We start from the raw sequence: 26258 nt of genomic DNA on the forward strand, positions 1-26258 counted from the left end.
AATCCTTCCGGGCGGGGCGCGTCGGCGCCCCGCCGCGCACGAGGTTTTGACGGATGCGGAAAACGATGGTGCCGGCTTTGCTCGCCGGCCTCGCGCTCGCCTGCGCTCCGGCCTGGGCGCAGGGCGCCCGGACGGCCGGGGGCGAGGGCGATCTCGCGGTATTCAAGAAGGCCTGCTCGGGCTGCCACAAGTGGCATGGCGGCGGCGGTGGCGGCTATGGCGGCGACGCCCTGTCCCTGCGCAAGACGCAGCTCGACAAGGAGCAGGTCGCCGAGGTGGTGCGCTGCGGCCGGCCCGGGACCGGCATGCCCTACCACCTGCGCGGCGCCTACGACACGGTGAAGTGCTACGATTCGGTGAAAGCCGACATGGCCGGCAACATGCCGCCGGAGACGGCGGTTTTCTTACGTCCGGCGGAGATCGACGCGGTGGCGACGTATGTCGTCACCCAGCTGAAGGGCAAGGGCGACCCGACCTTCGCGGAATGCACCGCCTTCTTCGGCACCACCTCCCGGGCCTGCGACGTCTACCGCAAGAAGGAGGGCTCCGATGAGCCGACCGTCTCACATTGATCTCGCGGCCTTGGCCGCCCTCCTCTGCGCCGGGCCGGCGCTCGCCGTCGGGCCCGAGATCGCGGACCTGCGTGATGTGCGCGTCGGGATGCCGGTCTCGGAGATCTCGGGCAAGGGCTACGGCGATCTCGTCTGCCGCGAGGGCCCGGCCCGGACGCTCGCGGGCTGGAGCGATTGGCGCACCTGCCCGGCGGATGCCAAGGGGCTGCACGCCATCGGCTTCGCTTACGCCGACGGCACCACCCGCAACGGCACCCGGGTCGCCGGGCACCCGGCGCGGCTGACCCTGCTCGTCGGCGACGATGCCCGGGTCGACGGGCTGGTGATCGAGACCGACGACGCGGTGCCGCTCTACCTGCGCAAGAAGGGCCATCTGCTGGGCCTCCAGGCCCGCAGCCACTGGGGCGAGGACGGCTGGACCTGTGCCGAGGGCAAGCCCGCCGGCGACGAGACCCCGCTCGGCGAGACCTTCGTCAAGGAGGAGTGCCGCAAGGCGCTGGGACCCAAGAGCGTGACGGTGACCCGCGACCTCTACGGCCACCAGGGCGCCGACCCACGCGCCTTCATCAGCCGGACGCGGATCGTGGTGGCGGCGACGAAGTAGGGTTTCGTTCCGCAGCGCGCGAGAATATTTTCCGGATGAATATTGAGATAAACAGCACGCGATCTCCAACCCTCGACCTCATCTGAGGTGCTGGCGATCGTAGATCGCACGCGATCGCAGCTCGACTGACCTCGAAGGAGGGCTCCAGAAATCTTTTGGCTTCTGGAGCCCTCCTTCGAGGCCTACTGTGACGCGGGCACCTCAGGATGAGGTTCTTTGGTGGATGGGGCGTGCATCCGCCCGGGCAAACCCCTCACGCCGCCCGGATCGTCGCGAGGAACTGCGCCACCTCCCCGGTCAGCTGCTCGGTGCGGCGCGACATCGTCGCGGCCGAGGCCAGGACCTGGGCGGCGGCGGCGCCGGTCTCCTCGGAGGTCCGGGCGACCGTGCCGATCGTGCCGGTGACCGCGCCGGTGCCGGCGGCGGCCTCGGCGACGTTGCGGACGATCTCCTGGGTCGCCGCGCCCTGCTGCTGCACCGAGGTGGCGATCGCGCTCGCCACGCCGCTGATCTGATCGATCCGTGCGGTGATGCCGTCGATCGCCCCGACGGCCCGCCCGGTCGAGGTCTGGATCGCCGCGATCTGGCCGGTGATCTCCTCGGTGGCGCGGGCCGTCTGGCCGGCCAGTTCTTTCACCTCGGCGGCGACGACCGCGAAGCCGCGCCCCGCGCTACCGGCCCGCGCCGCCTCGATCGTGGCGTTGAGCGCCAGGAGGTTGGTCTGGCTGGCGATCGACGAGATCAGCGCCACCACGTCGCCGACCCGGGCCGCCGCGCCGCTCAGATCCCGCACCAGGGACACCGTCTGCGCGGCTTCCGCGGCCGCGACCCGCACGAGATCGGCCGAGCCGTCGACCTGCCGGCTGATGTCGGCGATCGACGAGCCGAGTTCCTCGGCGGCGGCCGCCACGGTCTGCACGTTGGCCGCGGTGTGGCCCGCCGTTGCCGCGACCGCGTGGCTGCTCTCGGCCGTCTGCGTGGCCTTGGCCGCCATGGAGTGGGCGGTCGCCTGCATCGCGTCGGCCGCCTGCGCCACGTGATCGACGACGGCGCTCACCGCGCCCTCGAACCGGTCGGCGATGCGTTGCAGCTCGGTCCGGCGCCGCTCCTCCGCACCGGCCCGGGTGGAGGAGGCCTCGGCCTCGAGGGCGCGGTTGCGGATCAGGCTGTCCTTGAACACCGCGACGGCGTTCGCCATCGCGCCGATCTCGTCCCGTCGCCCGGCGCCGGGGATCGCCACGTCGAGATCGCCCCGGGCGACCCGGCCGATCGCCTGGGCGGTGCCGGTGAGCGGCCGGATCACCCGCGCCACGACGAGGATCAGCACGGCCAGACCGACGGCGACCGTGGCGGCCAAAGCCGCCAGCGCCAGCTCGAGGCCACTCTGCGCCTCGGCGCGGCGCCCGGCCAGGACGGAGGCCGCCCGGTCGAACGCGGTGTCCCGCAGGCGCAGGACCGACGACCACATCGGAACCGCCCGGTCCCGGTAGGCCGTGCCGTCGAGCGGGAAGGCGCCGGTGCCGAAATGCGGCAGCAGCTCCGTCTTGAGGGCCGCGAAGGCCTGGACGTAGCCGCGGCGCACGCCCTCCATCGCCGTGGCGACGGCCTCCCCGGCGCCGGCATCGGCTGCCACCCGCTCCAGTCCGGCGAGCAGCTGGTCGACGCGGCCCTGGGCGGTCCAGAAGGCGATCTCCTGCTCGGGCGTCACCGGCTTGCGGGGCGCGATCAGGGTCTGGAGGAAGCCGGCCTGCCGGCCGCCGATATCGCGCAATTCGCCGGCCGTCCCGGCAAACAGAACCCAACGAAAGGCCCGGCCGTCGACCGTCGCGAGGTCGCGCGTCAGGCCGGATGCGGGCGCGGCGGCGGCGTCGTTGATCGTCGCCATGACCTTGGCGAGCGCGCTCTCGGCATCGCCGCGCTGGCTCACCGGCAGGGCGAGCCGGGCCTGCGCCAGGTCTCGGGCCGCGCCGAACCTCGTCTCGATCTCCCGCGTCGTCGCCTGGAGCGCGCCCGCGTCCGGCAGGGTGGCGGCGGCCTCGACCGCCCGGCGCAACGTCGTCACCGCCTCATCGGACCGCCGCCGCAAGTCGGCGAGCCCGGCATGCTTGCCGGCCTCGTCGAGGGAGGCTGTCGTCAGGAGCAGACTCCACAGGCCACGCTCCATGTTGACCGCCTGCGGAATCGCCGCGAGGGCCCGCACGACGTCGAGCCGCACCGTGGCGCGATCGATCTCACTGGCCCGGGACCGATGGAACGAGGCCATCGCGGCGGCCAGGGCGCATGCAAGCGCGCAGATCGCGACGATGGACGAGAACAAAAGCTTCTTGATGCTCACGACCGAGGCCCTCCCAGGCGCCGCCATGATGCGTGGAAATGGCTAATCGGAGATTGCCGCAGGGTCTCTCCACGTCGAGGACTAAGCAGATTTCGCAAAAGTGGCCGCCGGTTTTGCGGAAAAAATCTGCGATAAAACAAGGATCTAAGCGGACGAAGCGTTGGCCTGCCAACGCAAGTCTGCTTAGCATTCGCGCGATCCCGTCTTGCCTTCCCGTGCGCCGCCCCGTCCGTCACCGCTGTCCGCCACCGGTCGGGCAGATGCCATCGCGGGGCCATCGCGAGAATCCCGACCGGAATCAGGCGCAGGACCGCTCATGCCGCTGCCTCTTCCGGATCCTGTCCGGGGTTTCCGATCGATCGCTCGGCGATTGCCACGCCGTCGCCGTGATGGCTGTGCCATCGCGTTCGCGATGGGGAGGCCGGCTTCGCTCGGGCGGGTGGAGCGTGCGGGACCGCCGCGCAGGTTGGCCGACGGAGTGTCCGACAATCCTGTCAGTCCGGCAACGGCGGCTTCAGCCGCGGTTCAACGCCGGGCCGCGAGGATGCCCCCATGCCGGCCTTCACCGGCCCCGTCCACCGGCGACGAGCCGGACAGGAATCGTCCGCCATGACCGCGCGTTCCTCACGCACGACCCGCCTCGCCCTCGGCGCCCTGGCGCTCCTCGCCCTCGCGGGCCCGGTCGCTGCCGCCGATCTCGACGAGGAGCCGCCACCCCGCTTCGAGGGACGGAGCGAGTGGCGGGCCCCGCCGCCTCCGCCTCCCCTCGCCCACTCCCTTGCCCCTGTCCCACCGCGCATCGTGCAGGGTCCCGAATCCTGCCGGACCTTCGTGAAGCGCCGCATCGACCCTTACGGCGAGGAGGTGGTACGCCGGGTGCGGGTCTGCGACGAGAGTCCAGGGTATCGGGACGGCGGTTTTCGCGATGGCCCGCGCTGGGGCGGCCCGCCGCCCTGGCACCGCCACCGGCACTGGGACGACGAGCCCGGACCCGGGCGCTGGTAGAACCTCACTCGACGATCGGGATTTCCTCCCCGATCGTCACCTCGCTGCGATCGACCCGGCAGACGAAGGCGTGAGCCGCCACGCCGGCCTCACGTGCATGCCGGAACGCGGCGGCAAAGCCCGGATCGAGGTCGCCCGCGACGGCGAACCGCTCGGCCCGCATCTGCACCACCCAGATCACCAGGGCGCGACCGCCGAGGCGAACGACCTCGGCGAGCTCGTCCATATGACGGGCGCTGCGGGCGGCGACGCAATCGGGGAACTCGGCGAGGCCCGGCTCCCGCATCAGGTGGCAGTTCTTCACCTCGACATGGATCGGACCGGCGGCATCGCCGGCGAGGAAATCGACGCGGCTCGCCCGACCATAGGCCACCTCGGCCCGCCAGGACGTGGCGCCGGCAAGCGGCTTCAGGCGCCCTTCGTGAAACGCCTCGGCCACCAGGGCGTTCGGCCGCGCGGTGTTGATGCCGACCCATTGCGGCCCGCCGGGCAGATCCGCCTCGACCAGCTCCCACGACCAGGCGAGCTTGCGGGCCGGATTGGTGGAGGCCGAGAGCAGCACCGGCCGGCCGGGCGCGACCAGGCCGAGCATCGCCCCCGGATTGGCGCAATGCGCGGTGACGAGGGAGCCGTCGGCGAGCTCGATATCGGCGAGGAAGCGCTTGTAGCGGCGCACGAGGCGCCCCTCGGTCAGCGGGCCGGGGAAGCGCATGAGACGGGGATTTCGATGGGCATTCCCGGCGCTTAACCGGCGCGGGCCGGGGTGTCACGCTTGAGCCGCGGGGGAGGCCGCGATAAGGCGGGCGTCAACCCTATCGCCCCCGGTCGCGGGACGGTCACGAGGATCCCAGATGCCTGACGCCAGCCCCGCCCCGGTCACGGCCGCCATCCTGGTCATCGGCGACGAGATCCTGTCCGGACGCACCAAGGACAAGAACATCGGCTACATCGCCGAGTACCTGACCCATTCGGGCATCGACCTGCGCGAGGTGCGGGTGGTGCCGGACGTGGCCGAGGAGATCGTGGCGGCGGTGAACGGCTTACGCGCCCGCTACACCTACCTGTTCACCACCGGCGGCATCGGGCCGACCCACGACGACATCACGGCCGATTGCGTGGCCGAAGCCCTCGGCGTCGGGATCGACGTCGATCCGCGGGCGCGGGCGATGCTGCTCGAGCGGATCAAGCCCGAGGACCTCAACGAGGCCCGCCTGCGCATGGCCCGCATCCCGTTCGGGGCCGAGCTGATCGAGAACCCGATCTCGAAGGCGCCGGGCTTCATGATCGAGAACGTGATCGTGATGGCGGGCGTGCCCTCGATCATGCAGGCGATGCTCGATTCGGTCGCCCCGCGGCTGAAGACGGGCGCGCGCGTGACCGCCGAGACGATCGAGGCCGGCAACCTGCCGGAAGGCGGCTACGCCGAAGGGCTCGCCGCCATCGCCAAGGCCCATCCGGGCGTCTCGATCGGCTCCTACCCGTCGATGACGCCGGCGGGCTTTCGCAACCAGATCGTCGTGCGCGGGCGCGAGCCCGAGGCGCTCGCCGCCGCGCGCACCGAGATCGAGGCGCTGGTCTCGCGCCTGCAAGCCGAACGGAACTGAGGATACGATGGCTGCCCCGAGCGACAAGGCTTTTCCGGTTTCCTGGGACCAGTTCCACCGCGACGCCCGGGCGCTGGCCTGGCGGCTCGCCAGTGCCGGCCCGTTCGAGGCCATCGTCTGCATCACCCGCGGCGGGCTGGTGCCGGCGGCGATCGTCTCGCGCGAGCTCGGCATCCGGCTCGTCGAGACGGTCTGCGTGGCGAGCTACCACGATTACCAGGAGCAGGGCGCCCTCAAGGTGCTCAAGGACGTGGCTCCGAGCATCCGCGCCATCGGCGACGGCCAGGGCCGCGGCGTGCTCGTCCTCGACGACCTGACCGACACCGGCAAGACCGCCCAGGTGGTGCGCGCCATGCTGCCTGAGGCCCATTTCGCCACCGTCTACGCCAAGCCCGCCGGGCGTCCGCTGGTCGACACCTTCGTCACGGAGGTGAGCCAGGACACCTGGATCTACTTCCCGTGGGACATGGGCCTGTCGTACCAGGCGCCGATCCAGCCCGGAACGTCCGGTTAAGGTATTCGCCGCCCTAACGTGATCCGGCACATTCGCCGGATCAGTTGAGCGAGGTCTTGGCCCTGTCCACCGGGGCCTCGCCCCGGCGGCCAGATCGATAAAATTGCGCCTATCCATTTCAGCGCCGCCGAGCAGGTCGGGGGCCATTCTCCTTCGTAACGAAGGGGATGGCGCAGATGACCACGGGTTTCGGGCACCAGGTGAAGCGGGTTCTGGTCGGCGTGGCGATGCTCTCGGCGGCGTTCGTGACGGGCCAGGCCGACGAGGCGGCGGCCCAGACCCTGGCCGCCCTGCCGATGCCGAGCGCCGGCGCCCCGGATCTCGGCCATGCCCGGCCGATCGTCGGCTGGGTCGAGTTCTGCGCCCGCTACGCCTCCGAATGCGCGGTCGACGTGAGCGAGCCGGCCCAGGTGACGCTGACCCCGCGGCTGTGGCAGACCGTCACCGGCATCAACCGCCAGGTGAACACCTCGCTCCGCGCCGTGACCGACCAGGAGCATTGGGGCGTGCCGGACCGCTGGGACCTGGCCGAGGACGGCTCGGGCGATTGCGAGGATTTCCAGCTCCTCAAGCGCAAGCTGCTCGCCCAGGCCGGCCTGCCGCGCCGGGCGATGCGGATGACCGTGGTGATCGACGAGAAGGGCGAGGGCCACGCCGTGCTGATGCTGCGCACCGACCGCGGCGATCTGGTCCTCGACAACAAGACCAGCGCCGTGCTGCCGTGGCACAAGACCGGCTACACCTACATCAAGCGCGAATCGCAGGACGCCACCGCCTGGGTATCGCTCGGCGGCGCCACCGCTCCCACCGTCACCGCCAACCGGTGAACCGCCGAATCAGCCGAAGAATCTGCGTATCGAATTGGAACCAAAGTGCGGCAGGGCCGTTTACCAGGGTTTAAATTTTTCGGTTGAGCGCCGTCCGGCCCCGTGGCAGCTTGGATGCAAGAACCAAGCGAAGAGTCGATGGGGCGATGCGGGCAGTGTTGGACGGCCTCGGCCGGGCGGGCCATGTCGATGCGCGGCATGTCGATCGCCAGGGCCTCCTGAAGCGCGGCATCCGGGCGGCGCAGCTCGGACTTCTCGGCACGCTGCTGCTCATCGGCGGCGCCACGACGCAGGGGCAGACCCAGACCCTGGCCGCCCTGCCCGATGCCAGCGCGGCGATCGAGCGCGGCGGCACGGCCAAGCCCGTGAGCGCCTGGACCGATTTCTGCAACCGCTACCCGGCGGAATGCGCCGTCGACACCAGGGAGCCCACCACCCTGACGATGACGCCGGCCCTCTGGCGCACGCTCACGGCGGTGAACCGGCGCGTCAACGGCCGCATCCGGCCGATGATCGACCAGGATCATTGGGGCGTGGTCGACCGCTGGGACTTTCCCGATGACGGCATGGGCGATTGCGAGGATTACCAGCTCCTCAAGCGCCGGATGCTGGTGGAACGCGGCCTCGCCCGCCGCGCCCTGCGGATGACCGTGGTGATCGACGAGATCGGCGAGGGGCACGCCGTGCTGATGGTCCGCACCGACCGGGGCGACTACATCCTCGACAACAAGACCAACATGATCCTGCCCTGGCAGCGCACCGGCTACACCTACGTGAAGCGCGAGGGTCAGGACGGCCTCGCCTGGGTGGCGCTGAACGGCGTCGCCTCGCCGGTCACGACCGCGAATCGCTGATCCGGGCCGGAGCCGCTCAGGTCCGGCGCAGGACGTTCTCGGCGAGGCGGCCCCATTCCGCCTGGAGCTTGCGCACATGCGCGGGGGCGCGGCGTAAGGAGTCCAGGATCTCCTGCGCATCGCGCCGCGCCTCTTCCGGGCGGCCCGCCTCGGCCAGCACGGAAGCGAGCCGGGCGCGTGCCTCGTAAGCGTGATCGTGCCGCGAGATCGTCTCGAACGCGTCGATCGCCTCCTCGGTGCGGCCGACAGCCGCCAGGGCGCGGGCATGGAGCATGGGCCCGCGCGGAGAGTCGTAATCGGGCTCCCGAACTTTCAGCGCATCGAGGCCGGCCAAGGCCTCCGCCGGACGGCCGAGCGCCAGATCGGCCTCGGCCCGGGCGAGATGGAAGACCGGCTCGCCGCCATTCGGCCGCTGGACGATCTCGTCATACTGCTCCCAGGCCTCCTGCCACTTGCCGAGCGCCGCGCATTCCTCGGCGAAGCGCGCCCGGTTGGCGACCGTGTCGGCCTCCGCGAGTTGGTCGCGCAAGGCGCGGTAGATCCTCTCCGGGTTCACGCTGTGGGCGATCGCGCGCCGGGTCCTCTCGCCGCGGGGCGAGCCGAGGAGGTTCGGCAGCAGCTCGACCAGGATGTAGGCGATGCCGCCGAGGGGCGGCAGGAGAACGATGATCCAGCCCCAGGGCGAGAACCGCCCGGTCTTCGCGGCATGGACCGCGAGGCCGACATTCACGAGCAGGAGGAGAAGGGCGATCGGCACGGCACGCATCCCGGTATCGAGGGCTGCGTGCGAGAAAGAACGGCGCTTCCGCTAGGTCAACACGCGCCACGCGCGGGCGAATGCGGACCCGGCCTGCGAGGCAGGGCTCTCAGGCGCCCGACACCAGATGGGCGAGGTCGAGCACGACCCGGCCCGAGACCAGGCTCCAGCCGCAGGCCAGCATCGTCGCCAGCATCACGAACGGCACCGGCCGCCGCTCGATCCGCCGGCCGCGCACGGTGTTGCGCAGGATGATGAACGGGGCTCCGAAGGCGAGAATCGGCAGGGAGGCGAGCGCCACGATGCCGCCGCCGGACAGGAGGCCGAAGCTCGCACGCCGCGCCGTCGCCCATTCGAAGGCGCTCGCCAGGAGGCCGGCGAAAGCGAGGCCGAGCACCAGGGTCTGCAGGTTCTCGAGAGCGGAGGGCGAGAGGTTCATGGGAGGTTAAACTCCGGCAAGCGCGTTCGTCCCACCCTGCGCCAGACGCGATTTTCGATTATGGTTAATTTTTCGTTATCCACAGGTCTTTGAGGCCGATCCCGTTGCGGGATTCTCCTCCCCCTTTGTGTGATTCTCCTCGGCATGGGGCGGTCGCGCCACAGAAATCCGCCCCGTGACCGGGTTTCGGTAAGGAGCCGTTAACGATCGGAGCCGAACGTTCGGGGATAGGCCCGGTCCGGGCCTCGAATCGAACGAATCGGAGGCGGGCGCCATGGGGCCTGCACTGAGCGCCACTGTCGCGCAACTCGAACGGGATGTGATGCGTGCGGCGCGGACCGGTCGGTCCGCGGTCCCGCCCGTCGCCCGCCATCCGTCCGACCGGCGCCTGATCCTCGCGGCAGCCCTCGGGCTCGCCGGCACGCTCGCCCTCACGGGTGTCCTCGCCGCCTGGCTCGCCCGTCCGCCGGTTCCGGCCGGCCCGGTGGTGGTGGCGAACCTCGCGCCCCGTCCCCTCGTGCTGCCGGCCGCCTGGTTCGTACGGCCCGCTGCCGCCGCCGAGGCGACGCCGGAGCGGATCGACCTGGCGATCCCGTGGAGCGAACTGACCGGCAGCGCTCTGCCCGGCCTGATGCGGGTGACCGCCACGCGGGCCCCGGAGACCGAGGCGCCGCTGAGCCCGGCCCGGCGCTACGCCCGGTTCCTCACCGCCGAGGCGCAACCGTTCGGCGAGGGCCTGATGCGCCGGCGCTTCCGGACCGGCACGCCGTTCGAGGGCGAGGATCTGTACCTCGCGCAGGGCGAGGGCAGCCGCTTCGCGGCGCGCTGCACGACCGGCGCCGTACCGGAGCCCGACGCCGCCTGCCTCAGCGAGATCCGGGTCGGGTCCTTGAGCTTGCGCCTGCGTTTCTCGACCGACCGGCTGCCCTCCTGGAGCGCCGGTCTTGCCGGGCTGGAGCGTCTGTTCGGCCCCAGCCCGTAAGGCTTTGGACTACTCGTCCAGATCGGTGTCGAGGATCGCCATCGAGAAGTTGAACGAGCGGTCGCCGTCCTCGTCGTCGACCGACAGCACGCCGAGAAATTCCTCACCGATATAGACCTCGGCCGAATCCGTCTTCTTGGGACGGGCGACGAGCCGGATGTTGTGGTTGGCGAAAGTGCGGCGGAGATAGCCTTCCACCTTCGTCATCTCGGTCTTGTTCACGCTGGCCTCTTCACGTGCTTGGGCGTCGCAGCGACCGCGCCGGAGCGGGCGCGGGCACTGCCGCCTTCAACGAGGACCCCGCGCCGCCGGCACGGGATGCGACGATGCCCCCTCCCCGCCGGGCGGACCGCGGGGTCTGTCCACGGGCGATTCCCTTGCCGCAGGAACTTGCGCCGTAGGAACTTGCGCCGCAGGAGCGTCTCGGGGGGCGGCAGGCCCCCGCCTTGCCACGGCGGGGCCTGACGGGCAAGGCGCCCTGCGCGCCCGGCCGTCAGATCCCGTCCATCGCGTTGATGAACTGGTTCATCGCGCGGGCCGGGTCCGAGCAGCCGGCCGAGCCGACCACCCGCGCCGGCACGCCCACCACCGTGGTGCAGGGCGGCACCGCCTGAAGCACCACCGAGCCGGCGGCGACCCGGGCGCAGGCCCCGACCTCGATGTTGCCGAGGATCTTGGCCCCGGCGCCGATCATCACGCCGTGGCGGATCTTGGGGTGGCGGTCGCCGCCGTGCTTGCCGGTGCCGCCGAGGGTGACGTCGTGCAGCATCGAGACCTCGTCCTCGATCACCGCCGTCGAACCGACGACGAGGCCGGTGGCGTGGTCGAGGAAGATGCCGCGGCCGATCCGCGCCGCCGGGTGGATGTCGGTCTGGAACACCTCGGAGGAGCGGCTCTGGAGGTAGAGCGCCAGGTCGCGCCGGCCGCGGGTCCAGAGCCAGTGGCCCAGGCGGTGGGCCTGGATGGCGTGGAAGCCCTTGAAGTAAAGGACCGGCTCGATCGCCCGGCCGGCGGCCGGATCGCGGTCGATCACCGCGCCGATATCGGCCCGGAAGGCCTGGCCGATGCCGGGATCGTCCGCCACCGCCTCGCCGAAGGCCTGGGCGATCAGGTCAGCGGTCAGCGCCGGGTGGCCGAGCCGCGAGGCGACGCGGTGAGCCACCGCCGATTCGAGGGTGGCGTGGTTGAGCACGCTGGCGAACAGGAACGAGGCCAGGCGCGGCTCGTCGTGCATGACGGCCTCGGCCTCCTGGCGCAGCCGCCGCCAGACCGGATCGACGATGCCGGCGACCGGATCGGCGCCGGACAGGGTGGGAGCGGGGCTGGACGACAACGACCTTCTCCTCGGCAGCGGCGGCGGGCGGACGAAACTCTCTCCACCGCATGGCGCACGACGGCGTTCATCCGGAATAGCCTGGAGAGGCACCGGCGATTCATCAAGCCCCCCTGCCCGCGGGGCTGCCCCGCCCTCAATCGCCGTCGGGCCTGAAGACGTAGCCCATGCCCCTGACGGTCTTGATGAAACGAGGATTGGCCGGGTCGGGCTCGACCTTCTTGCGGATGCGGTTGATGCGGACGTCGATCGCCCGGTCGAAGGCGTCGGGGTCGCGGGCATCGGCGAGATCGAGCAGGCGCTCGCGGGTCAGCACGCGCTTGGGGTTGTCCAAGAAGGCCTTCAGCAGGCCGTATTCGGACCGGGTCAGGATCTGCTCGGTGCCGGCTTCGTCGCGCAGGCGCAGGGTCTCGGTATCGACGATCATCCGGCCGAAACGGACGCCGTTCTCCTGTCGGTCGTCCGGCCTGGTCTCCTTCTCCTGCTTGCCCTCCTCCGGCGGGGCGCTCTTCGCCTGCGCTGCCCGGCGCAGCACCGAGCGGATGCGGGCGACGAGTTCGCGCAGTTCGCAGGGCTTGGGCAGATAGTCGTCGGCCCCGAGTTCGAGGCCGACCACCCGGTCGATCGGGCTCGCAGTGGCGGTGAGCATGATGATGGGGATCGTCGAGCGGCCCTTGAGATCGCGCACGATCGAGAGCCCATCCTCCTCCGGCATGTTGAGGTCGAGGACGATCAGGTCCGGGGCGACCTCGGCGAGGCGCCGCCGCAGCGCGCGGCCGCCGTCGCACAGGCTGACCTCGAAACCGTGCATCCGCAGGTAGTCGCCCACCATGGCGCGGGCATCGGGCTCGTCGTCGACCACGACGACGTGCGGGGCGAGGCTCGTCATCCCGTCGCCCCCGGACGGGCAGCCCGCCCGCATCCCCGCCTCGCCACCATCCTGCGCCCCCGTGCCGCAGCGGCCCCGACATCACGGGGGCGCTGGCGACGACAATGCCGTGCCGGACGCTTTCCGTCCACGTGCCGCACCGGGAGCCGGGGCACTGCACCAAGATTGTCCTCAGTTCGTCGGGGCGCGGGGATCGGCCCGCCATCCCCGGAAAAGACGGATCTCGGGCGAGGATCCGGTTCAGGCGAGGATATCGGCCAACCGTCCGGCGAGCCGGGCGCGGGAGGCGGCCGAGAGGGCGCCGGGTGCCTCGGCCTCGATCAAGGCGGCGATCTGGGCCCGGCTCGGGCCGCGCGGGCGGGAATCCTGCAGGAGCGCGTTCAGGGCATCGAGATCCCGCTGCCAGGGTGCGCCTTCCGGCAGCGGGGCGGCGGTCGCGCCGACATGTCCCGGGACCACGTGAAGCATGGCGTGCCTCCCTTGTCTGCAAGCGCGGTGCTTGTAGGCGGGCTCTGTTGCACGAGCATTACGTGGCAACGATCGCCGCGCGGGATGTGCTCTCGCGCACAAGACGTCATGCCGTGCCGTTCGCGGGCTGCCGCCGTCGCCGTGTCGTCGCATCGAGATTCCGACACTCCGCCGGCGACGCGGGACCGGGCCGGTCGGGGCAAGCGGTGCGGATCGTCGGGTGTGATCTTGTCCTGACGGCTCGGGCCCGCCAGGATAACGCGCGGCGCCTTGCCAACCGGTCCGCGCAGGCCCTCAACGGACGGTCGATGAGCGACGACGACATCCTCTTCCTCCTGCCGGACGACGAGCCCGGCGAGGACCTGCAAGCGGCCGCCTGGCCGGTCATGGTGGTGGACGACGATCCCGCCGTGCACGAGGGCACCCGATTCGCACTGTCCGGCTACGGCCTCGACGGGGCGGGGCTCGAACTCATCTCCGCCTATTCGGCGGCGGAGGCCAGGACCCTGCTCTCGGCCCGGCGCGGCATGGCGGTGATCCTGCTCGACGTGGTGATGGAGACCGACGATGCGGGCCTGCAGCTCGTCGACTTCGTGCGGCGCGAGCTGAAGGACGACACGGTGCGCATCATCCTGCGCACCGGGCAGCCCGGCCAGGCGCCGGAGCGGCGCGTCATCGTCGATTACGACATCAACGACTACAAGGCGAAGACCGAGCTCACCGCCGACAAGCTGTTCACCAGCCTGACCGCGGCGTTGCGCGCCTACCAGCAGCTCAAGCGGCTGGAAGAGACGCGGCGCGGGCTCGAGATCATCATCGACGCCGCCCCGATGCTGCTCGACTACAAGTCGATGCAGCGGCTGGCCGAGGGCGTGCTGACCCAGGTCTCCTCGCTCCTCAACGTCGCCTGCGAGGGCATCCTGGTCCTGCGCGAGCAATCCGGCCCGCAGGATGCGGTGAGCGTGCTCGCGGGCTCCGGCTGCTACCAGCACCTCGCCGGCGACGGGCAGCGCCCCCTCGACAACGACGTGCGCGAGATCGTCGCCCGCGCCTTCGCGGAGCGGCGCCACACCTTCGGCGACCGCTGGTCGACCCTCTACGTCCACACCGCCAGCGGCAGCGAGATCGTCGCCCTGCTGAAGGCCGACCGCTCGCTTTCGGAGACAGACCGGGCGCTCATCGGCCTGTTCACCTCGCGCCTGTCGGTCGCCTTCGACAACGTGATCCTCTACGAGCAATTGCAGCGGGCCAATATCGGCCTGGAACAGCGGGTGGTGGAGCGCACCGGCGAATTGATGCGGGCCAACCGGCGGCTCGCCATGCAGCGCTCGGACCTGCGCCGCGCCAATCAGCTCAAGACCGAGATCCTCGGCACCGTCGCCCACGACCTGAAGAACCCGCTCGCGGTGATCCTCGGCCGGACCGAGATGCTGGGCGACATGATCGAGGCGAGGCCGCCGCCCACGGAAGCGATGCACGCCCAGATCGGCCATATCCGCGAGACGGCGCGCCGCCTCACCGGCATGATCGAGACCCTGATCGCCGATGCGATGAACGACGCGCTCGACATCGTGGTCCGGCGCGAGCCGGTGGATTTCGCCGGCCTCGCCCGCGAGGTGTCGCAGGCCAACGCGCCTTTGGCCGAGACCAAGGGCCAGACCCTGCGCTCGGAGATCGCCGCCGGCCTCACGCTCCACGGCGACGCCGAGCGCCTGCGCGAGGCGATGGACAACCTGATCTCGAACGCCATCAAGTATTCGCCGGCCGGCGCCGAGATCGTCGTCACGGTGACGCGTGAAGCCGACGAGACCGTCTACGCGGTGCGCGACCACGGGCCAGGCCTGTCGCCGGAGGATATCGGCCGCCTGTTCGGCCGCTTCCAGCGCCTTTCGGCCAAGCCCACCGCCGGAGAAGGCTCGACGGGCCTGGGGCTCTCGATCGTCAAGCGCATCGCCGAGTTGCATGGCGGGCAGGCCACGGCGGAGACGCATGGGACCGAGCCGGGCTCGACCTTCGCGATCCGGCTGCCGCACGGAACCGGCGGGATCGAATGACCGAGGCGCTGCGAACCGTCTGCGCCACGACCGAGAGACGGCGGCGTTCGCACGGCGAGGTTCGGCGGGCATGCAACGTCGCTGCAGCGGGACACCACTCCGCCCTCGCACGCGCGTAGCGCTGGCCAGCCCGTTTCGATCCCGATCGATCAAATTCAATGTCTCAACTGATTCTCTCGATGATGATTTGATCTATGTTTAAAATAAAGTTGTTGAAATTTTTGTTTGTATCTTAAAATACGAATAAAAATCTCAATCTCGCGATTTTTAACATATAAAATTGCCGTTCATTCTATGGAATAACATTAAATCGATCGAGATTATGTCAGCAACTGGTACTTTATCGTTATACGACGGAAAATATCAAGCCCGATACGATCGACGAACTGTCGACCGATGTTAACTTTCGCGTAACTTTCTTATATTGCAATCAATCTCAGGTTGATCAACCCGGGGTTGCCAATGCCTCTCTCCCGCCTTTCGCCGACGCGGTTCGTCCATCACCGGTCGGGTTCGGCCGCGGTCGAGTTCGCGATCCTTGCCCCTGCATTACTGGCGATCCTGCTCGGAATCGTCGCCTTCGGAAGCTTTATCGGCACCGCCCATAGTCTACAGAATGCGGCCGGTGAAGCCGCGCGCGCGGCCGTCGCCGGGCTCGACCCGACCGAGCGCGCCATGCTCGCGACGGCCGCCGCACAACGAAGCATTGCAGGAAGCGGGCTGCTCCGAACGGATGCCCTCGTCGTCGACGCCAAGCCGGACCCGGACGATCCCGATCTCTTCACCGTGACGCTGCGGTACGATCTCAAGACGACCTTGCTCAACCTGCTGCCCCCGGTGGTGCCGTTCCCACAGACCCTCTCGCGCTCGGCCAGCATCCGGAGGGGCGGGCTATGATGGCGGGCACGCCGCGCCGGCGCTTCGGCGTCGATCGGACGGGATCGATCGCACCCCTCGTCGCCATCCTGGCGACGATCCTTTGCGGCTTCGCCGGTCTCGGGATCGATCTCGGTCAGGTCTATCTCGAGAAACGTCGGGTCCAGTCCGCGGTCGATCTTGCAGCACTCGCGGCGGCGCGGGCCGGCAACAGCCCCATCGCCGCGTCCCGGTCGCTGTTCGACAACGGATACCGCACCGCGGACGGACTGGCCATCGCAGCCGGCACCTATCTGGCGGACCGCGCGGTGCCAGCGGCCGATCGGTTCACCCCGGCCGGACAAGCGCCGAATGCGACCCGGGTCCGCGTCGCCAGCACCGTGCGGACGGCCTTCGCGCGGATCGTGGGCGGACCGGCAAGCTTCACGGTGTCCGGCGAGGCCACGGCGATGCGGGCGGATCTCGCGGCGTTCGGCCTCGGATCGCGCCTCGTCGGAGTCGATGGCGGCATCGCCAACGCCCTGCTGTCGCGCCTGCTCGGTACCGCCGTCTCCTTCACGATCATGGATTACCGCGCCCTGGCCAGTCTGAGGGTCGATGCGCTCGGCCTCCTGCGCGGGGCGGCGTCCCGGCTGAACCTCCAGGCCGGCACGTATGACGACGTCCTGAAGAGCAGCCTGCCGATCGCCGATGTCATGGCGCTGATCCTGACGGCGGCCGAGCCGGGTGGCGCGACTGCGTCCTCCCGGTCGTCCCTGAATGCCCTGACGGCGGCCTTGAGCGGCGCCGGCGCTTCCATTCGCCTGGCCGGGCTGCTGACGGCGGGCGAACTCGGCGCCTCCCCCGTCTCGCAGACCGGCGAGGCGCTCTGGGTGAATGCCCTCGACCTGATCACCGGGACCGCCCTCCTGGCGAACTCGGCCAATCAGGTCAGCCTCGATCTCGGCGCCACGCTCCCGGGTCTCGCACGCACCCGGGTGACGATGCGCGTCGGCGAGGCGTGGCGCACGTCCGGGTTCGTGGGCCTCGGCGGCAGCCTGAGCGCCGCCCAGCAACGGGTTCTCGTCGAGTTCTGGATTCCCGGACCACTCGCCCTCGCCAGCCTGTACCTTCCGGTCTACGTCGAGCTTGCGCCGGCGCGCACCGTCCTGAAGGGGGTCACCTGCCCGTGGAACGCCGTCGGCGAGCGGAGCGTCAAACTCGACGTCGCGACCGGCGTCGCATACCTCGCGGTCGGCCAGGCTCCGCCCGGCGCACTCGATCTCGGCTCGCCCCGCCCCAGCCTCGTGCCGACGACGATCCTGGAGGCACCCCTCGTCACGGTCACCGGGGCCGCAGCCCTGCAGCTCGGCTCCTCGACACAATCCGTGACGTTCACCGACAGCGACATCCGGGCCGGACGGGTGAGAACCGTCTCGACCAACACCATCGCCTCGTCCCTGACGGCATCCCTGCTCACGAATATCGACCTGCAAGTCAACGGCCTCGGGCTGCCGGGCCTGGTCGACCTGAGGACCGTGGTCTCCGCCGCCCTGAGCGCGGCGGCAGCGCCGATCGACACCGTCCTGGCCTCCATCCTCACCGTCGCCGGGGTCCAGCTCGGCTCCGCAGATGTCGCCGTCACGGGCACCCGGTGTGGCGGGGCGGTCCTCGTTCAGTAACCCGCTCGCCGCCCGAGCGCGACCGTCGCCTCACCCCGCGTCGCTCGCCCCCAATCCCTGCTCGTGCGGGTCGGTCACCGCGTCCGGGATCGGGGCGCGGGCCTTCGGGGTGACCTCAAGGGCGGTCAGCGCCAGGGGATCGAGGCCGTGATCGGCCTCGCCGCAATAGGCGGCGAGCTGCTCGCGCATGCGCGGGGTCCAGAACGCCACGATGTGCTTGTGGATGCCCGCCACCGCCTCGTCCTCCGGGTAGGAGCGGAAGAAGGCGGCGATCTGGTTTGCCATGCGGACGAGTTTTTCGGCGGGATCGGCGGCGCTCATTACAAACAACTCACGGAACGATCAGGCGCTCGGGCGCGGTAAACAGGGTGACGGTGTCGCGGCGGGCGATCGCCGCCAGGGTCAAGCCGTGCTTGGCGGCGCGCTCGACGGCGAGCGAGGTCGGGGCCGAGATCGCCACCAGCACGGCGGCGCCGAAGCTCGCGGCCTTCTCGACCATCTCGAACGAGCACCGGCTGGTGATGACGAGGAAACCGTCCTCGGGTCGCGTGCCGGCGCGCAGGAGCGCGCCGATCAGCTTGTCGAGGGCGTTGTGGCGCCCGACATCCTCGCGCACCATCGCGACGCGACCCTCGCAGGTAGCCCAGGCCGCGGCATGGACCGCCCGGGTCTCGCGGCCGAGCACCTGGAGGTCGTCGAGGGCTTGAACCGCCCGCTCGACCGCCGAGAGGGAGACCGTGACGCCCTGCGCCGCTTTCCGGTCGGCCTTCGGGATGTCCTTCAGGTCGTCGATGCCACAGACGCCGCAGCCGGTGCGGCCCGAGAGCGCCCGCTTGCGGGCGAGGTGCTCGCGCAGGCGGCCCGGGACGAGGTCGACGACGAGGCGAAGGCCCCCCTCCCCGGTCTCGACGCGGGCGCCGCGGATCTCGGCCGCGTTGGCCACGATCCCCTCGGTCAGGCTGAACCCGTAGGCGAAATCGGCGAGATCCGCCGGCGTCGTCATCATGACGGCGTAGGGCACGTCGCCGTAGATCACGTTCACCGGCATCTCGACGGCGAGCGACCGCTCCCCGTCCCGGTCCTCGCCGCGGCCATAGGCGACGGTCCGGATCGGGACGGGATGACAGGTCGCGAGACCGTTATTCGGCGGCATCGAGGGTCTGGGCGATGCGGGTGAGGGAGATGTCTTCCTCATAGAACCGGGCCTGCCAATCGGAGGGCCGGTTGGTACGCCGAACCTGCACCGCCGTCACCTTGTACTCGGGGCAGTTGGTCGCCCAGTCCGAGTAGTCGGTGGTGATGACGTTGGCGCCGGTCTTGGCGTGGTGGAAGGTGGTGTAGACCACGCCGGGCTGCATCCGCTCGGTGACCCGCGCCTTCAGGGCGATGTCGCCGGACCGGCTCTCCAGGCTGACGAGGTCGCCGTCGACGATGCCGCGGGTCTCGGCGTCGAAGGGATGGATCTCGAGCACGTCCTCGGGATGCCACAGCGAGTTGGCGGTGCGCCGCGTCTGCGCCCCGACATTGTACTGCGACAGGATCCGGCCGGTGGTGAGCACCAGCGGGAACTTGCGGGTCGTGCGCTCGTCGGTGGGCACGAACTCGGTCAGCATGAAGCGGCCGAGGCCCCGCACGAAGCGGTCGACATGCATCATCGGCGTGCCCTGCGGCGCCTTGTCGTTGCAGGGCCACTGGATCGAGCCGAGCTCCTCGAGCTTGGCGTAGGAGACGCCGGCGAAGCTCGGGGTCAGGGACGCGATCTCGTCCATGATCTGCGACGGATGCGTGTAGTTCATCGGGTAGCCGAGCGCGTTGGAGAGCAGCACCGTGCCCTCCCAGTCGCCGTAGCCGCCCATCGGCGCCATCACCTGGCGCACCCGGCTGATCCGCCGCTCGGCATTGGTGAAGGTGCCGTCCTTCTCCAGGAACGAGGCGCCCGGCAGGAAGACGTGGGCGTATTTCGCGGTCTCGTTCAGGAACAGGTCCTGGACGACGATGCATTCCATCGCGCGCAGGCCGGCGGTGACGTGGTGCGTGTCCGGATCCGACTGGGCGATGTCCTCGCCCTGGATGTAGAGGCCCTTGAACGTGCCGGCGACGGCCTCGTCCAGCATGTTGGTGATGCGCAGGCCCGGATCGGGCGAGAGCTGCGCGCCCCACAGGGCCTCGAAGGTCTCGCGGGTCGCGTCGTCCGAGACGTGGCGGTAGCCGGTCAGCTCGTGCGGGAACGAGCCCATGTCGCAGGAGCCCTGGACGTTGTTCTGGCCCCGCAGCGGGTTCACGCCGGCACCCGGCTTGCCGATATTGCCGGTGGCCATGGCGAGGTTCGCCATGCCCATCACCATGGTCGAGCCCTGGCTGTGCTCGGTGACGCCGAGCCCGTAATAGATCCCTGCGGCCCCGCCCTTGGCGTAGAGACGGGCGGCGGCCCGCACCTCGGCGGGGTCGCAGCCGGTGAGTTCCTGCACCGCCTCCGGCGCGTGGCGCTCGTCGGCGATGAAGCGGGCCCAGATCTCGAAATCCTTGAGGTCGCAGCGCTCGCGGACGTAAGCCTCGTCGATCAGGCCTTCCGTCACGATGACGTGGGCGAGGGCGTTGACCATCGCCACGTTGGCGCCGGGCTTCACCGGGAGATGGTGCGTCGCCTTGATGTGGGGCGACTTGACGAGGTCGATCCGGCGCGGATCGATCACGATCAGCTTGGCGCCCTGGCGCAGGCGCTTCTTCATCCGCGAGCCGAAGACCGGGTGGCCGTCGGTCGGATTGGCGCCGATCACCAGGATCACGTCGGATTGCTCGACCGACTTGAAGTCCTGGGTGCCGGCCGAGGTGCCCAGCGTCGACATCAGGCCGTAGCCGGTCGGCGAGTGGCAGACCCGGGCGCAGGTATCGACGTTGTTGTTGCCGAAGCCGGCGCGAACCAGCTTCTGGACGAGGTAGGCCTCCTCGTTGGTGCAGCGCGACGAGGTGATGCCGCCGATCGAGTCGCGGCCGTACTGGGCCTGGATCCGCTTGAACGCGGTGGCCGCGTGCTGGATCGCCTCCTCCCAGGACACCTCGCGCCAGGGATCGGTGATCTTGTCGCGCACCATCGGCTTGGTGATGCGGTCCTGGTGGGTGGCGTAGCCGTATGCGAAGCGGCCCTTGACGCAGGAATGGCCCTCGTTGGCCTTGCCGTCCTTGTAGGGCACCATGCGGACGATCCGGTCGCCCTGCATCTCGGCCTTGAAGGCGCAGCCGACGCCGCAATAGGCGCAGGTCGTGACCTTGGAATGCTCCGGCTGGCCCATCGCGATGACGGACTTCTCCTGAAGCGTCGCCGTCGGGCAGGCCTGCACGCAGGCGCCGCAGGAGACGCATTCGGAATTGAAGAAGTCGGTCGGACCGGCCGCCACCCGCGAATCGAAGCCGCGGCCGGCGATGGTCAGCGCGAAGGTGCCCTGCACCTCCTCGCAGGCCCGGACGCAGCGGTTGCAGACGATGCACTTCGACGGGTCGTAGGCGAAGTACGGGTTCGACTCGTCCTTCGGGAGATACAGCTCGGAGTTCTTCGAGACGTGGTTGGCGCCGTCATAGCCGTAGCGCACCTCGCGCAGGCCCACCGTGCCGGCCTGGGTCTGCAACTCGCAATCGCCGTTGGCCGAGCAGGTCAGGCAGTCGAGCGGGTGATCGGAGATGTAGAGCTCCATCACCCCCTTGCGCAGGCGAGCGAGCTTGTCGCTCTGCGTATGCACCACCATGCCGTTCTCGGCCGGGGTGGTGCAGGAGGCCGGCGTGCCGCGGCGCCCGTCGATCTCGACGAGGCAGAGGCGGCACGAGCCGAACGGTTCGAGCGAATCGGTGGCGCAGAGCTTCGGGATCTGCGTTCCGGCATGCATCGCCGCCGCCATCACCGAGGTGCCGGCGGGCACGGTCACGCTCTGGCCGTCGATCGTCAGCGTCACGCTCTGGTCGGAGACGCGGATCGGGGTGCCGTAGTCGATTTCCTTGATGAGGGCCATTCGTTGCGTCCTCACTCGGCGGCCAGCGGCAGCTTGGCGCCGCGGCCGGAAAAATCTTCCGGGAAATGGGTGAGCGCGCTCATCACCGGCACGGGCGTGAGCCCGCCCATGGCGCAGAGCGAACCGTCGGTCATGACCTCGCAGAGGTCGGTGACGAGGGCGAGGTTTTCGCGGGGCGACTCGCCGGCGAGCACCTTGTCGATCGTCTCCATCCCGCGCACCGCGCCGATCCGGCACGGCGTGCACTTGCCGCAGGACTCGGCGGCGCAGAACTCGAAGGCGAAGCGGGCCTGGCGGGCGAGATCGACGGTGTCGTCGAACACCACGATGCCGCCATGGCCGAGCAGGCCCTTCTTCGCCGCGAAGGCCTCGTAGTCGAGGGGCGTGTCGAGGAGCGATTCGGGGAAATAGGCGCCGAGCGGCCCGCCGACCTGCACCGCGCGCAAGGGGCGGCCCGACGCCGTGCCGCCGCCGAAATCCTCGATGACCTCGCGGAGCGTGAGCCCGAAGGCGGTCTCGATCAGGCCGCCGCGCTTGACGTTGCCGGCGAGCTGGATCGGCAGGGTGCCGAGCGAGCGGCCCATGCCGTAGGCGGCGTAAGCGGGACCGCCATGCTCCAGGATCCACGGCACGGCGGCGAAGGAGAGCACGTTGTTGACCAGCGTCGGCTGGCCGAACAGGCCCTTGAGCGCCGGGATCGGGGGCTTGGCCCGCACGAGGCCGCGCTTGCCCTCCAGGCTCTCCAGCAGCGAGGTCTCCTCGCCGCAGATATAGGCGCCGGCGCCCAACCGCACTTCCAGGTGGAAGGCGTGGCCCGAGCCCATCACGTTCGCGCCGAGAGTGCCCGCCCGCTCGGCCGCCGCGATGGCGGTTTCGAGCGCCGCGAAGGCGTGCGGGTACTCGGAGCGGCAATAGATGTAGCCGCGGGTGGCGCCGACCGCGACCGCCGCGATCGTCATGCCCTCGATAAGCGTGAGCGGATCGCCCTCCATCAGCATCCGGTCGGCGAAGGTGCCGGAGTCGCCCTCGTCGGCGTTGCAGACCACGTATTTCTGCTCGGCTTGCGCCAGCATCACCGTGTTCCACTTGATGCCAGTCGGGAAGCCGGCGCCCCCGCGACCGCGGAGCCCCGAGGCCTTCACCGCCTCGACGGTGCCGGCGGGCCCGGCCGCCAGAGCGGCTTCGAGCCCGCGATAGCCGCCATGGGCCCGGTAATCCTCGACCGAGGCCGGATCGATCACGCCGCAGCGGCCGAAGGTCAGGCGCTGCTGGCGGGCGAAATAGGACTGGTCCTCGGGCCGGCCGATGCGCAGGCGATGCGCCCCGCCCTCGGTGAGCCCGGCATCGAGCAGGGATTCGATGTCGCCCGGTCGCACCGGCCCGTAGGCGATGCGCCCCGCCGGCGTCTCGACCTCGAGCAGCGGCTCCAGCCACAGCATGCCGCGCGAGCCGGTGCGGACCAGCGTCACGTCGAGGCCGCGGGCCTGCGCCGAGCGCTGGATCGCCTTGGCGACGCGGTCGGCGCCGAGCGCGAGGCTCGCAGCGTCCTTCGGGAGATAGAGGGTGATGCTCACGCGGCCCGCTCCGTCAGCGCATCGGCCAGGGTGTCGAGGTCGAGGCGGCCGACCGGCTCGCCGTCGATCAGCGCCGCCGGGCCGCAGGCGCAGAGCCCGAGGCAGAAGACCGGCTCGACCGTCACCTGCCCGTCCCGGGTGGTGCCGTGCCAGGCGACGTCGTAGCGGCGCAGCACGTCCTCATGGAGCGCGTCGGCCCCCACCGCCTGGCAGGCCTCGGCCCGGCACAGCTTCACGGTGTGGCGGCCCGCCGGCTCCTTGCGGAAATCGTGGTAGAAGGTAAGGCAGCCGTGGACTTCCGCCCGCGACAGGTTCAGCGCCTCGGCGATCAGCGGCACCGCCGCGGTATCGACGTAGCCGAAGGTCTCCTGCAAGGCGTGCAGGATCGGCAGGGTGGCGCCCTCGCGGTGCGCATGGCCGGCGATGATCCCGGCCGCCCGCTCGGCGTCCCAGGATTCGTATGCGCTCGCGCGGCCAAGGTCTCGGCCCGACATCGGTTTCCAACCCAGATCGTTGTCGTTCTAGGGTGCAGCCTGGGCGGTCTAGGCCATCGGATCAAGCGCGTGGTTCGGTGGCACGACAGGGAATTTTTGTTAAAACCGGTATTTACGAACGAGAAAGAAGGTGTGAGCGCGATCCCTACGACGAAAGTTCCGGGCATCGGGCGGAAGCGGTGATCGGCGGACGGGGGCGTTGCGCCCACGTCTTCGGGACGGGCGGAATTTCCGGGATCATCGGAACGCCCGGAAGTGACGCAGCGCATCCTGACGAGACATGCGCGCTCCACATCGTCTTTTCACGAAGCCGCAACCCGCTCGATCACGCCGGCGGACGACGACATCGCCATCCTCGTTCCGGGATCGCGCGGCGAAGCCCGACATCCAGGACTGTCGATCGTGAAGTCGGGAGAGGAGAGCCTGCCGCTCTGCCGCCCACGCCCGATCCGTCCGGTTCACGGGTGACGCACGGGCAGGCGCAGGCTTTCCGCGTCCCCGGGGCGATCCCGGTGCCGGCCGGGAGCGCCCAGCGTCGGTCGTGATGTCCTCCGAGATCGGCGTCCTACGCCGCCCGCACCGTCGCCAGGAACCGCTGCACCTCGGCGTCCAGGTGCTCGGACTGACGCGACAGGTCGGTGGACGAGGACAGGACCCGGCGTGCCGCCGCGCCCGTCTCTTCCGAGGCGTGGGCGACCCCGGTGATGTTGCTCGTCACCTCGCCGGCGCCGGTCGCCGCCTGGCTCACGTTGCGGACGATCTCCTGCGTCGCCGCGCCCTGTTGCTCCACCGCCGCCGCGATCGACGTCGCCACGCTGTCGATCTCGCGGATGCGTCCGGTGATCCCGCCGATCGCCGCCGCCGCCCGGTCGGTGACGCTCTGGACCTCGCCGATCTGGCGCGCGATGTCCTCGGTCGCCCGGCCGGTCTGGGTGGCGAGCTGCTTGACCTCCGCGGCGACGACCGCGAAGCCGCGGCCGGCCTCGCCGGCCCGCGCCGCCTCGATCGTGGCGTTCAGCGCCAGAAGGTTGGTCTGGCTGGCGATGGTCGAGATCAGCCCGACCATCTCGCCGATCCGGCCCGAGGTCTCGCGTAGGGCCTGGACCAGCTGCCCGGTCCGGTCGGCCTCGTGCACGGCGGCCTGGGCGAGCTCGGCCGAGCCCTGGACCTGGCGGGCGATCTCGTGCACCGAGGCGCCGAGTTCCTCGGCCGCCGCCGCCACGGTGTTGACGTTGACGGCGGCCTCCTCGGCGGCCGCCGCGACGGTCGTCGACCGGCCCGCCGTCTCCGTGGCGGTGGCGGTCATGGTCCGGGCGGTCGCCTGCAGCTCGGCCGCCGAAGCCGAAACCTGATGCACGATGCCGCCGACGGCGCCCTGGAAGCCGTCGGCGAGATCCAGCATGGCCTGCCGGCGCGCGCCTGCGGCGGCCTCGTCGGCACGGCGGCGGACCTCCGCCTCCTCGGCGGCCTTGCGGGCGACCATCGCCTTGATGCCCTCGACCGCCCGGGCGACCGCCCCGACCTCGTCGCGCCGCGACGCCGCGCCGATGCGGGCGTCGATCTCGCCCCGCGCCATGCGCTCGAGCACGCCGACGAGGCCGCGCAGCGGCCGGGTGATGCCGACGACCGCAATGAGCGCCGCCGCGGTGAGTCCGGCCAGGAGGGCGGCGATGCCCGACAGGAGCAGGTGGAAGCGGGTCGCCGCCGTCTCGGCGTCGAGCCGCGCCGCACCCTGATCCACCGCCTGGGTGATGTCGCGGGCGAGCGCCTTGCCCTCCTCCACCATGGCATCGAAGGTCGGGTCGACGGTCTCGTGCGCGAGGTCGATCGCCTCCCAGTTCTTGTTCTCGCGGCCGAGCCGCAGCACCTGGGACACGGCCTTGATGTAGGCCTCGGCCCGGGTCGCCTGCGCGGCGATGCGCGCGGAGAAGGCCGGTGCCTGGACGCGCAGGTCGGCCAGCACCCGGGCGATCTCGGGGATCGCCGCCTCGAAGGCCCGGCCGTCCGACTCGATCCGCTTCTGGTCGGTCTCCGATGCGATGCGGAAGACCCGGTAGTTCATGTCGAAGATCAGGCGGTTCAGCTGGCGCATGTTCGCCGCCGCCTTGGATTCGTGCCGCAGGAAGGCGCCGTAATCGGCGTTGATCGTGGCGAGCTGCGACTGCGCGTACCACAGGCTGCCGCCGAGCAGGGCGCCGATCAGCCCCACCGCCCCGACGATCTTGGGGAGAATCTTGAGATGGGACAATCGCACCATGGGAGGCCTCGGCCGGTCCGTCCTGCAGGCGCAGAATTCAGCTGCACCATTCATAAGCCTGGATTAACGTCGCGCGTTTAACGTGTTATATCAAAACCGAAAGCGACAGACGCCATCAAGCATCTCCCCGCGGATCAGGCCCCGATCGATCGCAGATC

26 protein-coding genes are annotated in these 26258 nt (G+C 70.2%); 12 read left to right on the forward strand and 14 right to left on the reverse strand.

Features of this window, described 5'->3' with window-relative positions:
- Positions 1–53: 53 nt before the first annotated feature.
- Together HBB12_RS26850 and HBB12_RS26855 are read left to right on the forward strand one after the other, a co-directional pair.
- Complete coding sequence (locus HBB12_RS26850) at positions 54–572, forward strand: c-type cytochrome (RefSeq protein WP_236992154.1); 519 nt, start codon at positions 54–56, stop codon at positions 570–572.
- Positions 550–1176 carry a hypothetical protein gene (locus HBB12_RS26855; protein ID WP_236992155.1) on the forward strand — a complete coding sequence of 209 codons (627 nt, stop codon included), beginning with the start codon at positions 550–552 and terminating at the stop codon, positions 1174–1176. Before HBB12_RS26850 ends, HBB12_RS26855 begins: the two co-directional genes overlap by 23 nt.
- Positions 1177–1429: 253 nt before the next feature.
- Here HBB12_RS26855 and HBB12_RS26860 read toward each other — a convergent pair whose 3' ends face one another.
- Positions 1430–3511, reverse strand: a complete 2082-nt coding sequence (locus tag HBB12_RS26860) for a methyl-accepting chemotaxis protein (RefSeq protein WP_236992156.1) — start codon at positions 3509–3511, stop codon at positions 1430–1432.
- Between the two features lie 609 nt (positions 3512–4120).
- Here HBB12_RS26860 and HBB12_RS26865 point away from each other — a divergent pair.
- Complete coding sequence (locus HBB12_RS26865) at positions 4121–4516, forward strand: hypothetical protein (protein WP_236992157.1); 396 nt, start codon at positions 4121–4123, stop codon at positions 4514–4516.
- Positions 4517–4520: 4 nt separating this feature from the next.
- Here HBB12_RS26865 and sfsA read toward each other — a convergent pair whose 3' ends face one another.
- Positions 4521–5228, reverse strand: a complete 708-nt coding sequence (gene sfsA, locus HBB12_RS26870) for a DNA/RNA nuclease SfsA (protein WP_236992158.1) — start codon at positions 5226–5228, stop codon at positions 4521–4523.
- Positions 5229–5367: 139 nt separating this feature from the next.
- On the opposite strand from sfsA, the gene HBB12_RS26875 reads away from it, so the two are divergent.
- From HBB12_RS26875 to HBB12_RS26890, 4 genes are all read left to right on the forward strand, one after another.
- A complete protein-coding gene (locus tag HBB12_RS26875) occupies positions 5368–6120 on the forward strand; it encodes a competence/damage-inducible protein A (RefSeq protein WP_236992159.1) in 753 nt (250 codons plus the stop codon).
- A 7-nt stretch (positions 6121–6127) separates the two neighbouring features.
- Positions 6128–6634 carry a xanthine phosphoribosyltransferase gene (gene gpt / locus HBB12_RS26880; protein WP_236992160.1) on the forward strand — a complete coding sequence of 169 codons (507 nt, stop codon included), beginning with the start codon at positions 6128–6130 and terminating at the stop codon, positions 6632–6634.
- Positions 6635–6810: 176 nt separating this feature from the next.
- Positions 6811–7461 (forward strand): transglutaminase-like cysteine peptidase, encoded by a 651-nt coding sequence (locus tag HBB12_RS26885; RefSeq protein WP_236992161.1) that lies wholly within the window; start codon positions 6811–6813, stop codon positions 7459–7461.
- A gap of 146 nt (positions 7462–7607) precedes the next feature.
- Positions 7608–8315 carry a transglutaminase-like cysteine peptidase gene (locus HBB12_RS26890; RefSeq protein ID WP_236992162.1) on the forward strand — a complete coding sequence of 236 codons (708 nt, stop codon included), beginning with the start codon at positions 7608–7610 and terminating at the stop codon, positions 8313–8315.
- Between the two features lie 16 nt (positions 8316–8331).
- On the opposite strand, the gene HBB12_RS26895 is transcribed toward HBB12_RS26890, so the two are convergent.
- Entirely contained in the window at positions 8332–9072 is a 741-nt protein-coding gene (locus tag HBB12_RS26895; protein ID WP_236992163.1) for a tetratricopeptide repeat protein, read from the reverse strand.
- Between the two features lie 109 nt (positions 9073–9181).
- A complete protein-coding gene (locus HBB12_RS26900; RefSeq protein WP_236992164.1) occupies positions 9182–9511 on the reverse strand; it encodes a DUF6949 family protein in 330 nt (109 codons plus the stop codon).
- A gap of 274 nt (positions 9512–9785) precedes the next feature.
- On the opposite strand from HBB12_RS26900, the gene HBB12_RS26905 reads away from it, so the two are divergent.
- Positions 9786–10493 carry a hypothetical protein gene (locus tag HBB12_RS26905; protein ID WP_236992165.1) on the forward strand — a complete coding sequence of 236 codons (708 nt, stop codon included), beginning with the start codon at positions 9786–9788 and terminating at the stop codon, positions 10491–10493.
- Between the two features lie 9 nt (positions 10494–10502).
- Here HBB12_RS26905 and HBB12_RS26910 read toward each other — a convergent pair whose 3' ends face one another.
- The 4 genes from HBB12_RS26910 to HBB12_RS26925 all read right to left on the reverse strand — a co-directional run bounded on the left by HBB12_RS26910 (position 10503) and on the right by HBB12_RS26925 (position 13183).
- Positions 10503–10700: a DUF3126 family protein gene (locus HBB12_RS26910; protein WP_206289771.1), complete on the reverse strand. Its 198-nt coding sequence runs from the start codon at positions 10698–10700 to the stop codon at positions 10503–10505.
- 286 nt (positions 10701–10986) lie between these two features.
- Complete coding sequence (gene cysE / locus HBB12_RS26915) at positions 10987–11826, reverse strand: serine O-acetyltransferase (RefSeq protein ID WP_236992166.1); 840 nt, start codon at positions 11824–11826, stop codon at positions 10987–10989.
- A gap of 136 nt (positions 11827–11962) precedes the next feature.
- Positions 11963–12715 (reverse strand): response regulator, encoded by a 753-nt coding sequence (locus tag HBB12_RS26920; RefSeq protein WP_236992167.1) that lies wholly within the window; start codon positions 12713–12715, stop codon positions 11963–11965.
- 240 nt (positions 12716–12955) lie between these two features.
- Positions 12956–13183 (reverse strand): hypothetical protein, encoded by a 228-nt coding sequence (locus tag HBB12_RS26925; protein ID WP_236992168.1) that lies wholly within the window; start codon positions 13181–13183, stop codon positions 12956–12958.
- A 308-nt stretch (positions 13184–13491) separates the two neighbouring features.
- On the opposite strand from HBB12_RS26925, the gene HBB12_RS26930 reads away from it, so the two are divergent.
- The 3 genes from HBB12_RS26930 to HBB12_RS26940 all read left to right on the forward strand — a co-directional run bounded on the left by HBB12_RS26930 (position 13492) and on the right by HBB12_RS26940 (position 17774).
- On the forward strand, positions 13492–15237 hold the full coding sequence (locus HBB12_RS26930) for an ATP-binding response regulator (protein WP_236992169.1): 1746 nt from the start codon (positions 13492–13494) through the stop codon (positions 15235–15237).
- Between the two features lie 462 nt (positions 15238–15699).
- Positions 15700–16134, forward strand: a complete 435-nt coding sequence (locus HBB12_RS26935; RefSeq protein WP_236992170.1) for a TadE/TadG family type IV pilus assembly protein — start codon at positions 15700–15702, stop codon at positions 16132–16134.
- A complete protein-coding gene (locus HBB12_RS26940; RefSeq protein ID WP_236992171.1) occupies positions 16131–17774 on the forward strand; it encodes a pilus assembly protein TadG-related protein in 1644 nt (547 codons plus the stop codon). Before HBB12_RS26935 ends, HBB12_RS26940 begins: the two co-directional genes overlap by 4 nt.
- A gap of 30 nt (positions 17775–17804) precedes the next feature.
- Here the strand turns inward: HBB12_RS26940 and HBB12_RS26945 are convergent, their stop codons facing one another.
- The 5 genes from HBB12_RS26945 to HBB12_RS26965 are packed head-to-tail and all read right to left on the reverse strand — an operon-like array spanning position 17805 to position 23843.
- On the reverse strand, positions 17805–18059 hold the full coding sequence (locus HBB12_RS26945) for a formate dehydrogenase subunit delta (protein ID WP_442919325.1): 255 nt from the start codon (positions 18057–18059) through the stop codon (positions 17805–17807).
- Positions 18060–18105: 46 nt separating this feature from the next.
- Positions 18106–18927, reverse strand: a complete 822-nt coding sequence (fdhD, locus tag HBB12_RS26950; protein WP_236992173.1) for a formate dehydrogenase accessory sulfurtransferase FdhD — start codon at positions 18925–18927, stop codon at positions 18106–18108.
- A complete protein-coding gene (fdhF, locus tag HBB12_RS26955; RefSeq protein ID WP_236992174.1) occupies positions 18914–21775 on the reverse strand; it encodes a formate dehydrogenase subunit alpha in 2862 nt (953 codons plus the stop codon). The genes fdhD and fdhF overlap by 14 nt, the downstream gene beginning before the upstream one ends.
- Positions 21776–21786: 11 nt before the next feature.
- The gene (locus HBB12_RS26960; RefSeq protein ID WP_236992175.1) at positions 21787–23349 is read right to left on the reverse strand and encodes a formate dehydrogenase beta subunit; all 1563 of its coding nucleotides are present in this window, start codon (positions 23347–23349) and stop codon (positions 21787–21789) included.
- The gene (locus HBB12_RS26965; RefSeq protein ID WP_236992176.1) at positions 23346–23843 is read right to left on the reverse strand and encodes a formate dehydrogenase subunit gamma; all 498 of its coding nucleotides are present in this window, start codon (positions 23841–23843) and stop codon (positions 23346–23348) included. The genes HBB12_RS26960 and HBB12_RS26965 overlap by 4 nt, the downstream gene beginning before the upstream one ends.
- 255 nt (positions 23844–24098) lie before the next feature.
- Between HBB12_RS26965 and HBB12_RS26970 the strand changes: the two genes are divergently transcribed.
- Entirely contained in the window at positions 24099–24311 is a 213-nt protein-coding gene (locus HBB12_RS26970; RefSeq protein WP_236992177.1) for a hypothetical protein, read from the forward strand.
- 97 nt (positions 24312–24408) lie between these two features.
- Here the strand turns inward: HBB12_RS26970 and HBB12_RS26975 are convergent, their stop codons facing one another.
- Positions 24409–26100, reverse strand: a complete 1692-nt coding sequence (locus tag HBB12_RS26975; RefSeq protein WP_236992178.1) for a methyl-accepting chemotaxis protein — start codon at positions 26098–26100, stop codon at positions 24409–24411.
- Between the last annotated feature and the right edge of the window lie 158 nt (positions 26101–26258).

It is taken from the genome of Methylobacterium sp. SyP6R, assembly GCF_019216885.1.
Classification (GTDB): domain Bacteria; phylum Pseudomonadota; class Alphaproteobacteria; order Rhizobiales; family Beijerinckiaceae; genus Methylobacterium.